14 protein-coding genes are annotated in these 14653 nt (G+C 60.8%); 11 read left to right on the forward strand and 3 right to left on the reverse strand.

What is annotated here, in order from left to right; translation table 11 throughout:
- Positions 1-204 precede the first annotated feature (204 nt).
- On the reverse strand, positions 205-1425 hold the full coding sequence (locus tag D906_RS04870; RefSeq protein WP_019099180.1) for a CaiB/BaiF CoA-transferase family protein: 1221 nt from the start codon (positions 1423-1425) through the stop codon (positions 205-207).
- A gap of 14 nt (positions 1426-1439) precedes the next feature.
- A complete protein-coding gene (locus D906_RS04875; protein WP_019099181.1) occupies positions 1440-2621 on the reverse strand; it encodes an acyl-CoA dehydrogenase in 1182 nt (393 codons plus the stop codon).
- 161 nt (positions 2622-2782) lie between these two features.
- On the opposite strand from D906_RS04875, the gene D906_RS04880 reads away from it, so the two are divergent.
- The 10 genes from D906_RS04880 to D906_RS04925 all read left to right on the forward strand — a co-directional run bounded on the left by D906_RS04880 (position 2783) and on the right by D906_RS04925 (position 12614).
- Positions 2783-3682, forward strand: a complete 900-nt coding sequence (locus D906_RS04880; RefSeq protein WP_026020486.1) for a LysR family transcriptional regulator — start codon at positions 2783-2785, stop codon at positions 3680-3682.
- A 434-nt stretch (positions 3683-4116) separates the two neighbouring features.
- Entirely contained in the window at positions 4117-5238 is a 1122-nt protein-coding gene (locus D906_RS04885; RefSeq protein ID WP_019099182.1) for a Re/Si-specific NAD(P)(+) transhydrogenase subunit alpha, read from the forward strand.
- An 11-nt stretch (positions 5239-5249) separates the two neighbouring features.
- Positions 5250-5564, forward strand: a complete 315-nt coding sequence (locus tag D906_RS04890; protein ID WP_016484308.1) for an NAD(P) transhydrogenase subunit alpha — start codon at positions 5250-5252, stop codon at positions 5562-5564.
- 2 nt (positions 5565-5566) lie between these two features.
- Positions 5567-7003, forward strand: coding sequence for an NAD(P)(+) transhydrogenase (Re/Si-specific) subunit beta (locus D906_RS04895; RefSeq protein ID WP_019099183.1), 1437 nt, complete (start codon positions 5567-5569; stop codon positions 7001-7003).
- A 186-nt stretch (positions 7004-7189) separates the two neighbouring features.
- Positions 7190-8683, forward strand: coding sequence for an acetyl-CoA hydrolase/transferase family protein (locus D906_RS04900; protein WP_016712872.1), 1494 nt, complete (start codon positions 7190-7192; stop codon positions 8681-8683).
- Between the two features lie 403 nt (positions 8684-9086).
- Positions 9087-9302, forward strand: a complete 216-nt coding sequence (locus tag D906_RS04905) for a DUF1127 domain-containing protein (RefSeq protein ID WP_003256968.1) — start codon at positions 9087-9089, stop codon at positions 9300-9302.
- A 304-nt stretch (positions 9303-9606) separates the two neighbouring features.
- Positions 9607-9924: a DUF2388 domain-containing protein gene (locus D906_RS04910; protein WP_016712871.1), complete on the forward strand. Its 318-nt coding sequence runs from the start codon at positions 9607-9609 to the stop codon at positions 9922-9924.
- A gap of 87 nt (positions 9925-10011) precedes the next feature.
- The gene (locus D906_RS04915; protein ID WP_027614782.1) at positions 10012-10305 is read left to right on the forward strand and encodes a DUF2388 domain-containing protein; all 294 of its coding nucleotides are present in this window, start codon (positions 10012-10014) and stop codon (positions 10303-10305) included.
- Positions 10306-10341: 36 nt separating this feature from the next.
- Complete coding sequence (locus tag D906_RS04920) at positions 10342-10662, forward strand: DUF2388 domain-containing protein (protein ID WP_012316830.1); 321 nt, start codon at positions 10342-10344, stop codon at positions 10660-10662.
- Complete coding sequence (locus tag D906_RS04925) at positions 10659-12614, forward strand: DUF4105 domain-containing protein (protein ID WP_019099184.1); 1956 nt, start codon at positions 10659-10661, stop codon at positions 12612-12614. Before D906_RS04920 ends, D906_RS04925 begins: the two co-directional genes overlap by 4 nt.
- Before the next feature lie 6 nt (positions 12615-12620).
- Here the strand turns inward: D906_RS04925 and D906_RS04930 are convergent, their stop codons facing one another.
- Entirely contained in the window at positions 12621-13022 is a 402-nt protein-coding gene (locus D906_RS04930) for a GFA family protein (protein WP_019099185.1), read from the reverse strand.
- A 267-nt stretch (positions 13023-13289) separates the two neighbouring features.
- Here D906_RS04930 and D906_RS04935 point away from each other — a divergent pair, with 267 nt between their 5' ends.
- On the forward strand, positions 13290-14597 hold the full coding sequence (locus tag D906_RS04935; protein WP_016712867.1) for a CitMHS family transporter: 1308 nt from the start codon (positions 13290-13292) through the stop codon (positions 14595-14597).
- Positions 14598-14653: the final 56 nt, after the last annotated feature.

Genomic DNA, 14653 nt, shown 5'->3' on the forward strand with positions numbered 1-14653 from the left:
GATCGTAGCCCTTTCAACGCCACCTTAACTATTTAACTCATTGAATATCAAGGAGTTTTTCGTTCCGATGTCGCTGGAAGTGGGGCGCATTATAAGGGGATTCGAAACCGCGTCAACCGTTAATTTCAAGAAACCTTAACATCGCTGAAAAGCAAAGCGGGGAGGCCTGACGGCCTCCCCGCTTTTCAGCAACACCGGACAGCTCTACAGCACGCCCGCATCACGCAAGCGCCGCACCTCTCCCGCTTGCAGCCCCAACACTTCCTCCAGCACCAACTCAGTGTGCTCACCCAACAGTGGCGGCGCCCGGCGATACTCCACTGGCGTCTCCGACAACCGTATCGGGCTTGCCACCTGCGGAACGCTACCCGCCAACGGATGGGGAATGCTCACCGCCAAACCCCGAGCCAGCACCTGAGGGTCCTGAAACATCTGCGCCAGGTCATTGATCGGCCCACATGGCACGCCCGCAGCTTCCAACTGGCTTACCCACTCCGCCGTGGTCTTGAACACCGTGGCCTGGCGGATCAAAGGAATCAGCTCCGCCCGGTTGGCTACCCGCAGCTTGTTAGTGGCGAAACGCGGATCATCCGCCCATTGTGGCTGCCCGGCCACTTCGGCGAACTTGCGGAACTGACTGTCGTTGCCCACGGTAAGAATGAAGTCACCATCCGCCGTCGGGAAATCCTGGTAGGGCACTATATTGGGATGCGCATTACCTAGCCGGCGAGGCGGGACACCCGTAGTCAGGTAATTCATTGCCTGGTTCGCCAGGCAAGCCACCTGCACATCGAGCAATGCCATATCGACATGTTGCCCCACCCCGGCCTGATCCCGGTGGGCGAGGGCAGCGAGCATCGCCACCGTGGAATACAGCCCGGTAAGGATGTCGGTAAGCGCCACCCCCACCTTGACCGGCCCTGCACCTTCCTCGCCCTCCGGGCGACCGGTCAGGCTCATCAGCCCGCCCAACCCCTGAATCATGAAATCGTAACCCGCACGCTTGGCATAGGGGCCGGTCTGGCCAAACCCCGTGATGGAGCAATAGATAAGCTGCGGATTGATCGCCTTCAGGCTCTGGTAGTCCAACCCATAAGCAGCCAGACCGCCCACCTTGAAGTTCTCGATGACGATATCGGACTTGGCTGCCAGCTCACGCACCAGGCGCTGCCCCTCAGGCTGGGTGAAGTCGATGGTCACCGAGCGCTTGTTGCGGTTGGCCGACAGGTAATAAGCCGCCTCGCTGGTATTGTCACCCGCAGCATCCTTCAGGAAGGGCGGGCCCCACGCGCGCGTGTCATCACCACTGCCCGGGCGCTCGACCTTGATCACGTCAGCGCCCAGGTCAGCGAGAATCTGGCCAGACCATGGGCCAGCCAACACGCGCGAAAGGTCCAGCACCCGCAGATGTGATAGCGCGCCCATGGGCTGGCTCCTTATTAATAGAAGGCCTGGATACCGGTTTGCGCACGCCCCAGGATCAATGCATGCACGTCGTGCGTGCCTTCGTAGGTGTTGACGACCTCCAGATTGACCAGGTGACGGGCCACGCCGAACTCGTCGGAGATGCCATTACCACCCAGCATGTCACGCGCCATGCGGGCAATATCTAGCGCCTTGCCGCAGGAGTTGCGCTTCATGATCGAAGTGATCTCCACCGCAGCCGTCCCTTCGTCCTTCATGCGCCCCAAGCGCAGGCAGCCCTGCAGTGCCAGGGTGATTTCGGTCTGCATGTCAGCCAGCTTCTTCTGGATCAGCTGATTGGCAGCCAGCGGGCGACCGAATTGCTGGCGATCCAGCGTGTACTGACGCGCAGTGTGCCAGCAGGCTTCCGCAGCACCCAGCGCCCCCCAGGAGATGCCATAACGGGCTGAGTTAAGGCAAGTGAACGGACCTTTGAGGCCGCGCACATCCGGGAAGATGTTCTCTTCTGGCACGAACACATTGTCCATGACGACTTCACCGGTAATGGAGGCGCGCAGGCCAACCTTGCCATGGATAGCCGGCGCACTCAGGCCTTCCCAGCCCTTTTCCAGCACAAAGCCGCGGATATCACCGGCATCGTCCTTGGCCCAGACCACGAATACATCAGCGATCGGGCTGTTGGTAATCCACATCTTGCTGCCGGTCAGGCGGTAGCCGCCATCTACCTTCCTGGCGCGGGTAATCATCGAGCCTGGGTCAGAGCCGTGGTTAGGCTCAGTCAGGCCGAAACAACCGATCCACTCACCACTGGCCAGCTTGGGCAGGTATTTCTGCTTTTGTGCTTCGGTACCGAACTCATTGATCGGGACCATGACCAGCGACGACTGCACACTCATCATCGAGCGGTAGCCCGAGTCGATACGCTCCACTTCACGCGCAATCAGGCCATAGCACACGTAGTTCAGGCCGCTGCCGCCGTACTGCTCAGGGATGGTGGCCCCCAGCAGGCCGACTTCACCCATCTCGCGGAAGATCGCCGGGTCAGTCTGCTCGTGGCGGAACGCTTCAAGTACACGAGGGGCCAGCTTGTCCTGGGCGAACTGATAAGCGCTGTCACGCACCATGCGCTCTTCTTCAGTGAGCTGCTGATCCAGCAGCAGCGGGTCGATCCAGTTGAAGCTTGCTTTACCGGCCATGAGCGAAATCCTCGAAATAGGGGGCAGTTTCTTGTGCCTTTGAGCCTAGGCCTGATCGGCCGCCGGGACAAACGAGGATTGCGCACCAATTAGTGATAATTTGTCACTTCGTAAATCGGCAAAACGCCATATTGACAGCCTTACAAGTGAGGTTGACGTACATGCGCCGCAAGATCCCCAGTACCGCCGCCTTGGTTTGCTTCGAGGCGGCAGCACGCAACGAGAGCTTTACCAAGGCCGCCCAGGAGCTGGCCCTGACCCAGGGCGCCGTTTGTCGCCAAATTGGCGGCCTGGAGGCCTTTCTCAATGTGGAACTGTTCCGACGCTCGCGCCGCGGCGTGAAGCTGACCGAAGCAGGCCTTTCCTATAGCCGTCAGGTTGCCGCCCAACTGGACGCCGTGGAGCGCGATACCTTGTCGGTGATGGGCCAGCAGGGGGCCAGCGTGATCGAACTGGCAGTGGTGCCTACCTTCGGCACTCAATGGCTGCTTCCGCGCCTCAAGGACTTCCAGCAACGCCACCCGGAGGTCACGGTCAACCTCACCAACCGAACCCGGCCATTCCTGTTCGCCGACACTTCGTTCGATGCCGCAATCTATTTCGGTGATGCTGACTGGTCCGGCACCCAGTCTCACCGGCTGATGGGGGAAAACCCGGTCCCCGTCTGCAGCCCGGCATTGCTGGCCGGGCAGGGCATGCTTGAAGCACAGCGCATCGCCCAACTACCTCTGCTGCAGCAAAGCACGCGCCCCTATGCCTGGCGGCAATGGTTCGGCAGCTTGGGGATGAATGTGGAGCGCGACATGACAGGGCCGCGCTATGAACTATTCTCGATGCTCGCCCAGGCGGCCATACATGAAATGGGGATCGCGCTGATTCCGCCGTTCCTGATCCAGCGCGAACTGGAGGAGGGTAGGCTGGTGGTCGCTAACAGGCATGCCCTCGATAGCGACAAGGCCTACTATCTAATGATTCCGGAGCGCAAGGTGGAATCGGCATCACTACGCGCCTTCCGGGACTGGCTGGTAAGCCAGGCCCACGCCTACACCGCAAGAAAATGAGCAGTGCGACAAATTGACCCTGTAGTCAATTATTTTAAACACCTACAGATATATGGATTTGTCGCATATCCGTAAACTGTTATGCAAGCCAGAAAATACCCTTTAACCCTGCTAAGCGCGCGGCCTTGCGGGTTATTTTGCGACACTCAGCGTGCCGTAAGCGAAATGACTGAAAAATTTTTGTTTTTTTCTCCTAATCTGCCAATAGCCCATGCTTGACGGGCTACAGCCTTACTACTGCGACAAGCGGTCACAGGGTGACTTGTAGTTTTAACTTCGTTTCGCTCCAGAACCGGTTGAAGGCCCCTTGGTTCGTCTGCAAAATGCTTCGCCCGCCCGGGAACTGGCGGGTCGGCGCTCCACAGCCGCCCCAGTGCACCATCCGAAGTGTGCTGGCTTCTACAAAGACAAAAGGTCACCGCAGGAGAAAAGTCGTGCACATTGGTGTTCCTCTCGAGACGCAGACCGGTGAGACAAGGGTCGCTGCGACCCCGGAAACCATCAAGAAACTGATTGGCCAGGGCCATCAGGTCACCGTCCAACGGGGGGCAGGGCTTAACGCCGCCATTCCGGACAGTGCCTATGAGGCCGTGGGTGCTTCCATGGGGAATGCCGCCGACGCCTACGGCGCCCAATTGGTACTCAAAGTGGTCGCCCCCAACGACCAGGAACTGACCCTGATCAACAGTGGCAGCCTTCTGGTGGGCATGCTCAACCCCTTCAACAGCGAACTGATCGGCAAAATGGCCGAACGCGGCATTACCGCCTTCGCCCTGGAAGCCGCACCGCGTACATCGCGGGCGCAAAGCCTGGACGTGCTGTCGTCGCAAGCCAACATCGCCGGTTACAAGGCTGTGTTGCTGGCGGCCCATCACTACCCGCGCTTCATGCCCATGCTGATGACCGCTGCCGGTACCGTTAAGGCCGCGCGCGTGTTGATTCTGGGTGCGGGCGTTGCCGGCCTGCAGGCCATCGCCACGGCCAAGCGCCTGGGCGCTGTGATCGAAGCGTCCGACGTACGCCCGGCCGTGAAAGAGCAGATCGAGTCGCTGGGCGCCAAGTTCATCGACGTGCCCTACGAGACCGATGAGGAGCGCGAATGCGCCGAAGGGGTGGGTGGTTACGCCCGCCCGATGCCGGCCAGCTGGATGCAACGCCAGGCCCAGGCCGTGCATGAGCGCGCCAAGCAGGCGGATATCGTCATCACCACCGCACTGATCCCCGGCCGCAAGGCTCCGACCTTGCTCAGCGCCGAAACCGTCGCGCAAATGAAGCCTGGCTCGGTGGTCATCGACCTCGCTGCAGCCCAGGGTGGCAACTGTCCGCTGACGGTTGCTGACCAGGTCGTGCAGGAAAACGGCGTGACCATTGTCGGCCCGACCAACCTGCCTGCCCAAGTGGGTGCCGATGCCTCGGCGCTGTATGCACGCAACCTGCTGGACTTCATGAAGCTGCTGTTCGACAAGGACGGCGCACTGGTCATCAACCTCGAAGACGACATCGTCGCGGCCTGCCTCATGTGCCGCGATGGCCAGGTCGTCCGCAAGAACGGCTAAGGAGCACGACAATGGAAGATATGCTGATTTCCCACGGCATCTACAACCTGATCATCTTCGTGCTGGCCATCTATGTGGGCTACCACGTGGTCTGGAACGTCACCCCGGCATTGCACACCCCATTGATGGCGGTCACCAATGCCATCTCGGCAATCGTTATCGTCGGCGCCATGCTGGCCGCAGCCCTGACCGTTACCCCGGCAGGCAAGCTGATGGGCACCCTGGCCGTGGCCCTGGCCGCGGTCAACGTGTTCGGTGGCTTCCTGGTCACCCGCCGTATGCTTGAGATGTTCAAGAAGAAAGCCAAGAACGAGGGGCAGAAGTAAGCATGAGCATGAATCTGGTAACACTTCTGTACCTGGTTGCGTCGATCTGCTTCATCCAGGCGCTCAAGGGCCTGTCGCACCCGACCACTTCGCGGCGCGGCAACCTGTTCGGCATGATCGGCATGGGGATCGCCATCCTCACAACCGTCGGCCTTATCTATAAGCTGGGGGCAGAGCTTGCTACTGCCGGCATCGGCTACGTGATCGTCGGCCTGCTGGTTGGTGGTACCGCCGGTTCGATCATGGCCAAGCGCGTCGAAATGACCAAGATGCCGGAGCTGGTCGCCTTCATGCACAGCATGATCGGCCTTGCTGCGGTGTTCATTGCCATCGCCGCCGTGTTGGAGCCGCAGTCGATGGGCATCGTTGCCGCCATCACCGACCCGATCCCTACCGGCAACCGTCTGGAGTTGTTCCTGGGTGCTGCAATCGGTGCCATCACCTTCTCCGGCTCGGTAATCGCCTTCGGCAAGCTGTCGGGCAAGTACAAGTTCCGCCTGTTCCAGGGCGCACCGGTACAGTTCGCCGGCCAGCATAAGCTGAACCTGATCCTCGGCCTGACCACCATTGCCCTGGGCCTGCTGTTCACCTTCACCGGCCACTACAGTGCCTTCACCCTGATGCTGGTTCTGGCCTTCATCATGGGTGTGCTGATCATTATTCCGATCGGTGGCGCCGACATGCCGGTGGTGGTGTCGATGCTCAACAGCTACTCGGGCTGGGCTGCGGCCGGCATCGGTTTCTCGCTGAACAACTCGATGCTGATCATTGCAGGTTCGCTGGTAGGTTCGTCCGGCGCCATCCTCTCGTACATCATGTGCAAGGCGATGAACCGTTCGTTCTTCAACGTCATCCTTGGCGGCTTCGGCGGTGACACCGATACGGGTGCGGCGCAAGGCTCCAAAGAGCAGCGCCCGGTGAAGTCCGGCTCGGCCGACGACGCCACTTTCCTGCTCAGCAACGCCGACAGCGTAATCATCGTGCCGGGATATGGCCTGGCGGTGGCCCGTGCCCAGCACGCGCTGAAGGAGCTGACCGAAAAGCTGACCCACAACGGCGTAACCGTGAAGTACGCGATCCACCCAGTGGCAGGCCGCATGCCCGGGCACATGAACGTATTGCTGGCCGAGGCCGAAGTACCTTACGACCAGGTGTTCGAAATGGAAGACATCAACGCCGAATTCGGTCAGGCCGACGTGGTGTTGGTGCTGGGTGCCAACGATGTGGTCAACCCGGCGGCGAAGAACGATCCGAAATCGCCCATTGCCGGCATGCCGATCCTCGAAGCCTTCAAGGCCAAGACCATCATCGTCAACAAACGCTCCATGGCCAGCGGCTATGCCGGCCTGGACAACGAACTGTTCTACCTGGACAAGACCATGATGGTGTTCGGTGACGCCAAGAAAGTGATCGAAGACATGGTCAAGGCTGTGGACTGATACCCACGGCTGAAAACCAGCGGATATAAAGGAAGCCCCGGTCAGAATCTGCCGGGGCTTTTCTTTTATTGATCCGGATCAACGGCTCTACTTCAGGGCTTCTCATACGACCATGGTCGTGGGACGGCAATGGGCGAAATCTCTAGACTGCGCTGCAGTAGTTTCAGTAGCCCGAGATAACAATCCATGTACCGTGATCGTATCCGCTTGTCCTCCCTGCACAGCAAGGTAATGAGTGCGGCTGATGCCGCTGGTCTGATCGAGGACGGCATGACCGTCGGCATGAGCGGTTTCACCCGCGCCGGTGAAGCCAAAGCCGTACCGCATGCACTGGCCGAACGTGCCAAGCAGTCGCCACTGAAAATCAGCCTGATGACCGGCGCCAGCCTGGGCAACGACCTGGACAAGCAACTGACCGAGGCCGGCGTGCTGGCTCGCCGCATGCCATTCCAGGTCGACAGCACCCTGCGCAAGGCCATCAACGACGGCCAGGTGATGTTCATCGACCAGCACCTGTCGGAAACCGTCGAGCAACTGCGCAACCAGCAGCTGAAACTGCCGGACATCGCCGTCATCGAAGCCGTGGCCATTACCGAGCAAGGCCACATCGTGCCAACCACGTCGGTAGGCAACTCGGCCAGCTTCGCGATCTTCGCCAAGCAGGTGATTGTCGAGATCAACCTCTCGCACAACCCCAACCTGGAAGGCCTGCACGACATCTATATCCCGACCTACCGCCCGACCCGCACGCCAATCCCGCTGGTCAAGGTCGATGACCGTATCGGCAGCACCGCCATCCCGATCGACCCGGCCAAGATCGTCGGCATCGTCATCAGCGACCAGCCGGACTCCCCATCCACCGTGCTGCCGCCGGATGACGAAACCCAAGGCATTGCCGACCACCTGATCAACTTCCTCAAGAAAGAAGTTGAAGCTGGTCGCATGACCAACAAGCTCGGCCCGCTGCAGGCCGGTATCGGCAGCATTGCCAACGCCGTAATGTGCGGCCTGATCGAATCGCCGTTCGAAGACCTGACCATGTACTCCGAAGTACTGCAGGACTCCACCTTCGACCTGATCGATGCCGGCAAGCTGAGCTTCGCTTCGGGCAGCTCGATCACCTTGTCCACTCGCCGTAATGCCGACGTATTCGGCAATCTTGAGCGCTACAAGGACAAGCTGGTGCTGCGCCCGCAAGAGATCTCCAACCACCCGGAAGTGGTGCGTCGCCTGGGCATCATTGGTATCAACACCGCACTGGAGTTCGATATCTACGGCAACGTCAACTCCACCCACGTGTGCGGCACCAAAATGATGAACGGCATTGGTGGCTCGGGTGACTTCGCCCGTAACGCCCACCTCGCTGTGTTCGTCACCAAGTCGATTGCCAAAGGCGGCGCGATTTCCAGTGTGGTGCCGATGGTCAGCCATGTCGACCACACCGAGCACGACGTGGACATCCTGGTCACCGAGCAAGGCCTGGCCGACCTGCGTGGCTTGGCACCACGCGAGCGGGCACGGGCGATTATCGACAACTGTGTGCACCCAGACTACCGCGCTGCGCTGAACGATTACTTCGATCGTGCCTGCCAGCGTGGCGGCCATACCCCGCACATTCTGCGTGAAGCGCTGAGCTGGCACGAAAACCTGGAAGAAACCGGGCGCATGCTGGCTAGCTGATCAATTCGTGATCCGGAACAGCGTGTGCTGTTCCGGTCACGCGCTCTGCAGGAGCGGCTTTAGCCGGGAATACCGGCACAGCCGGTGCCATCCTCCGTGTCGCCTGTTCCGCGGGCAAGCCCGCTTCCGCAACACCCTTACAATCTCCATTAAAAACTGTTCTACTGTACTGGTATTTCTGCCAGTCCCTTCCTCCTGAAATTCCCCCATCAGCCAAAAACGCACCAATAGCGTGCAGACCAGTACAGTTGCGCTTGTTTCGGGTGCAACAGTAGGGTTACACAGTTAACTGAGTCATCGTCTTTCAACTGAACTGTATCTACTGTTATGGACGACAGAGGAGGATCATTGGCATCAGTTAAATCACTACCTAATCCCGCCATAAGCGGAAGGATGAAGCATCATGGAACGTACCCTCAGTTCCGGTCTGGTTTTTGAAAGCAACGCCCAGCAATCCAACGCCTCGCTGCCGCTGCGCGCACTGTCCACCCTGCTGCTTTGGCAGCGCCGTATGGCTAGCCGCCGTCAATTGGCTCGCCTGGACGCCCGTCTGCTGGCCGACGCCGGTATCAGCGAGTCGCAGCGTTACGAAGAGCTGAGCAAGCCTTTCTGGCGCTAAGCACCGGCTTGCCGGCTTCGGCCGGCACCGCGAATTCCCGAAACCCGTTGCAGGTAACTGCAACGGGTTTTTTGCATTCAGGCCGCATGCTAGAGCCTCTCGCAAACAAATAGGTACAGTTTTGATAATCCAAAAAAACATAGATACAGTTTGTTAGCGCGCTTTTCATTAACATCCAGAAACACCGGCGCGTGATACGCTTGGCTTCACAGTCTGGTAGAACCCACTGTTAAAAGTACCGTGACGAGCTGTGCGAGCGTCCGATAAGCAGAACCACCCGACCCTAGTCCAGGAGTCCACGATCATGTCCCGTAAATACCTGATTGGCGCCGCCCTGATGCTGAGCCTCGCCGGCACCGCAAACGCCACCAGCTTCGTTGTCACCACCGACGCCGTCGTTGGCGCGGTAGCCGCGTCCACCGATGCCACTTCCGATATCTCCTCCTCGTTCAAAGACGACAAGATCGTCAAGGCCGCCCGCGACGATGCCGCTGCCTTTGTTGGCAGCCAGGGCGACATCCGCGGTGCCAAACTGGAAAGCGCCTTCTTGCACATCCGCTCGCAAGCACCCGCGTTGCAGGCCAGCGATGCGCAACTGGCCCAGGCCATCCTGGCACTCTGACGCCAGCTGAGCCCTCTGGCTGTGCTGGTGGCTACCAGCACAGCCATCCAGCCTTTGCGCCCCACCTTTCCAGCTGTTGTAGAGCCCATGCGTTATCTGTTGCCGCTGCTGTTTTCCGTTGCAGGCATGGCCAGCGTCCATGCCATGGATACCACCACGCAAAGCCTGGTCATTACCGGCTATGTCACCAGCCAGGTCACCACTGCACCCTTCGATCGCAAACTGGTCCGCCAGGCGCGCGACGATGCGGCGGCCTTCGTGGCCAGCGACGGCCAGATCCGCGGTGTGCGGCTGGAAGCTGCGCTGGAATCATTACGCCACAATTGTGCACGGCACGCCGTCGGCGACCTGGAACTGGCGCAGGCAATTCTCGTCCAATAACTACATCTGACTCCCTGTATTTTTCGGAGATGCTCCATGCGTAAACCGCTGATTGCCGCTACCCTCGGCATGCTGCTGCTGGCCGACCTGGCCCAGGCACAGACCCTGGTGGCCACCAGCAATATCATCGTGCGTGCCTTTGGCCGCTCGATCGACTTCACCTCGGACACCACCACCTCGATTCGCGACTCCAAAGTGGTGCGCGAAGCCCATGACGACGCTGCAAGCTTCGTCGCCAGCAACGGTGACATTCGCGGCGCCCAGCTTGAGGCGGCCTTCAACACCCTGCGCGAGCGCGTGCCAGAAGCGCGTGGCGCCAGCGACCAGGTATTGGCCGAAGCCATCCTCGCACTGTGAAACGCGTGCGTGCCTGGCTGCTCGGCTGCGCCCTGACGCTGCCCGGCACGCCCGTATTGGCCGACCTGCAGCTTCAGCTGCAGGCAACCGGCCTGGACCCGCAGCAAACCCAAGCCACCCAGGCCCTGCTCGATGAGGCCTTGGGCAAGCTGCCCCCCCGATTCAAGCAGCAGCTGGACCGCCGCGTGCGGGTCAGCTGGAGCGACAGCATGCCGGCAGATGCCTACGGCCAGGCATCGCTGGTGTCCACCCTTGAGCTCAATCGACGCCTGCTGCCCGGTCTCACCGACGGCAGCGCTGCTACCGAACGCACCAACCGCCCCCATGGCACGGTGCGCGAAGAATTGCTGGCCACCGTGCTGCACGAGCTTACCCATATCTACGACCGTGCCCGGCTGTGGCCCGCTGCCGAGCATTCGCTGATTGCCCGCTGCAAGCGCCAGCAAGGCACGCTGGGCAAAATCGGCCTGCCCGAAGCGTGCCGGGGCCAGGCCGAACGCCGCTTCACCCTCAGCGACGACCCGCGTTTGCTCGACCTGGCGGGTTGGCAACAGTACGTAGGCCGTCGTGGCGAGCGCGAGCAGCACAATGGTCAGTTCGTGCGCAGCCCCGACAGTTATGAACTGAGCAGCCCCAAGGAGTACATCGCGGTCAACATGGAGTACTTCCTCCTCGACCCGAGCTACGGTTGCCGCCGCCCGGCGCTGAACCAGTACCTGCGCGAGCACTTCGGCTGGGCACCGCAACAGGACACCTGCGCCAAGGGCCTGCCGTTCATCAATGCCGGCAGCGACTTTGCCCGCCAGCCGCTGGGTGAAATCGACCCTGAGCGGGTCTATGAAGTGGACTACCTGCTGGCCGAAGCCAACCAGAATCTGGTCAGCCGCTGGGGCCACAGCATGCTGCGTCTGGTGATCTGCAAGCCGGGCCGCCCACGCGGGCCGGACTGCCGCCTGGACCTCGACCAGAGCCTGGTGCTGTCGTATCGCGCTTTCGTCAACGATGTGCAGCTGTCCAGCTGGGACGGCCTGGTCGGCAACTACCCCTCGCGGCTATTCGTGTTGCCGCTGGGCCAGGTAATCGACGAGTACACCAAGACCGAGCTGCGCAGCCTGGCTTCCGTGCCCTTGAGGCTAAACCGCGACGAAATCGAGCGCCTCGTACGCCAGGCCGCCGAAATGCACTGGAGCTACGACGGCAATTACTGGTTCCTGTCCAACAACTGTGCCGTGGAGTCGTTGAAATTGCTGCGCAGCGGTACCGCCAACCCACGCCTCAACGACCTCGACAGCATCATGCCCAACGGCTTGCTGGCAGTGCTCAAGGGCAGGGGGCTGGCAGACACCAGCGTGCTGGATGACCCGCGTGAGGCGCTGCGCCTGGGCTACCGGTTCGATTCCTATCGCGACCGCTACCAGGCCATGTTCGAGGTGCTGCGCAAACAGCTGCCGATCAAGCAGGCCCTGGTCGAAGACTGGCTGGCACTGGATGCCGAGCAGCGCCGTCCATGGTTTGCCAAGGCCGACCTGCGCACCAGCGCCGCGTTACTGCTGCTCGAACAGGCCAGCTTGCGCCGGCAACTGCTGCTGGCCCAGGACGAGGTCAAGCAGCGCTACCTGAATGCCGCTGCCTTGAAAGATGGCAGCGTCAGCAAGGCCGATGCGACCCTCAAGCAGATGCTCGCCAACAGCGGCTTTCTCAGCCGCCCGGCAGAACTGCTCGATGCCAAGGGCTACGGGCTGCCGCAGCCCGACGAGCGCAAGCACCTTGAGCAGGTGAGCAGCGAACGCCAGGCACAGTTGTTGCGTTTGAGCACCAGCCTGGACAAAGAGGTGAGGGCGCTGCTGGAGCCGTCTCGGGCCAAGGAAATTGCGGCTGTCGAGGCCAATGTGAAGCAGATTGGCGAACATTTGCGGGCACTGCACAAGGCAGCGGGAGGCCTGCAGCTGTGATGTTGCCTACAGTTTCTCTTCTGCCTCCGAAGGCAAATCCTCATCCAGGTGCAACCAAGGCAACCGGCTACCCACCCAGATATGCCGGTTGGCCCTGACCCGCTCCGGGTGATCCAGCGTCGCCACCGTCACATCGACCGTTTCCGGGCTATGGGTAGTCATCAGCGCCACATGCGCCCCGCACTGCCCACAGAAGTACCGGCTGCAACTGGCCGGCGCCACATAGCAGTTCGGCTCACCCGCCAACCACTGAAACCCCGCGCGGGGCAGGGTGAGCCAGGTCACCACCAACCCACCGCTTACCCGCCGGCAAATCGAACAATGGCAGTGGGCGATGTCTGTCAGGTCACCCACCAGCCGGTAACGCAAGGCGCCACAATGGCAGCCCCCTTCGGTTACATCCTGCATCACCTACCTCTCGTCGCCTTTGCTTCGGCGAAAGCTGGCTGAAAGCTTGCGCTCATAGGATAGCCCCCACTACCGGCACAAGACCGGTCAGCCAGGGCACCCGGTAATTACCGAGCCCGGCCCAATCAACAACAACAATGGTGATTCTGATGTATTCCTGTGCCCGCCTTCCTGCAGTCCCCCTCCGCATGCTCCCTGCGCAGCGCCCGACGCGCTGATCCGCCCGAATCGACATTCCTTTCGCCGCGCCACGCCTGGAGTATTGCCATGCTGACCTTCCTCGGCTTTGCCATGGTCATCACCTTCATGTACCTGATCATGACCAAGCGCCTGTCGGCCTTGATCGCGCTGATTCTGGTACCGATCCTGTTCGCCCTGTTCGGCGGTTTCTCCGCCAAGATCGGCCCCATGATGCTCGAAGGCATCAGCAAGCTCGCGCCCACCGGTGTGATGCTGATGTTCGCCATCCTCTATTTCGCCTTGATGATCGACTCCGGTCTGTTCGACCCGGCCGTGCGCAAGATCCTCAAACTGGTCAAGGGCGACCCGCTTAAAGTCTCTGTCGGTACCGCCGTGCTGGCCCTGGTGGTCTCGCTCGACGGTGACGGCGCCACCACCTACATGATCTGCTGCGCCGCCATGCTGCCGATGTACAGCCGCCTGGGCATGAGCCCGCGGATCATGGCCGGCCTGATCATCCTGGCCGGTGGGGTGATGAACATGACGCCGTGGGGTGGCCCGACCGCCCGCGCCGCCAGTGCCCTGCACGTAGACCCGTCGGACATTTTCGTACCGATGATCCCGGCCATGCTGTTCGGCGTGCTGGCAATTCTGGCCATCGCCTACATGTACGGTAAACGTGAACGTGCCCGCCTGGGTGAACTGCACCTGCCGACTGACGACATCGACCACAGCGAAATTACCGTTTCGCAGTACCCTGACGCGCGCCGGCCCAAACTGCTGTACTTCAACGGTGCCCTGACTGCTGCCCTGATGGTCGCACTGATTGCCGGTGTGCTGCCGCTGCCCGTGCTGTTCATGATTGCCTTCAGCATCGCCATGATCGTCAACTACCCGTGCCTGCAGCAGCAAAAGGATCGCATCGCCGCCCACGCTGGCAGCGTGCTGGCCGTGACCGGGCTGATCTTCGCCGCCGGTATCTTTACTGGCATCCTGTCGGGTACCGGCATGGTCGATGCCATGTCCAAGAGCCTGCTGGCCGTCATCCCCGAAGCACTGGGCCCTTACCTGGCGGTGATCACCGCGATCGTGAGCATGCCGTTCACCTTCTTCATGTCCAACGATGCCTTCTACTACGGCGTGCTGCCGGTACTGGCCGAAGCCGCCAGCCACTACGGCATCACCCCGGTGGAAATGGCCCGTGCATCGATCGTCGGGCAACCGGTTCACCTGCTTAGCCCCTTGGTGCCGTCGACCTACCTGCTGGTGGCCCTGGCCGGCATCGAGTTTGGCGATCATCAGCGCTTCACGCTCAAGTGGGCAGTGCTGGTATGCCTGTGCATAATGTTCGCCGCGCTGCTGATGGGCATTTTCCCGCTGTTCAGTAGTCTTTAATAAACGCGTATTAGTCTGACGCGACGCGCCTCGACAGGGGCGTGTCGCCTTTATCG

It is taken from the genome of Pseudomonas sp. LAIL14HWK12:I1 (assembly GCF_003202095.1).
In the GTDB taxonomy this organism is placed as follows: domain Bacteria; phylum Pseudomonadota; class Gammaproteobacteria; order Pseudomonadales; family Pseudomonadaceae; genus Aquipseudomonas; species Aquipseudomonas monteilii.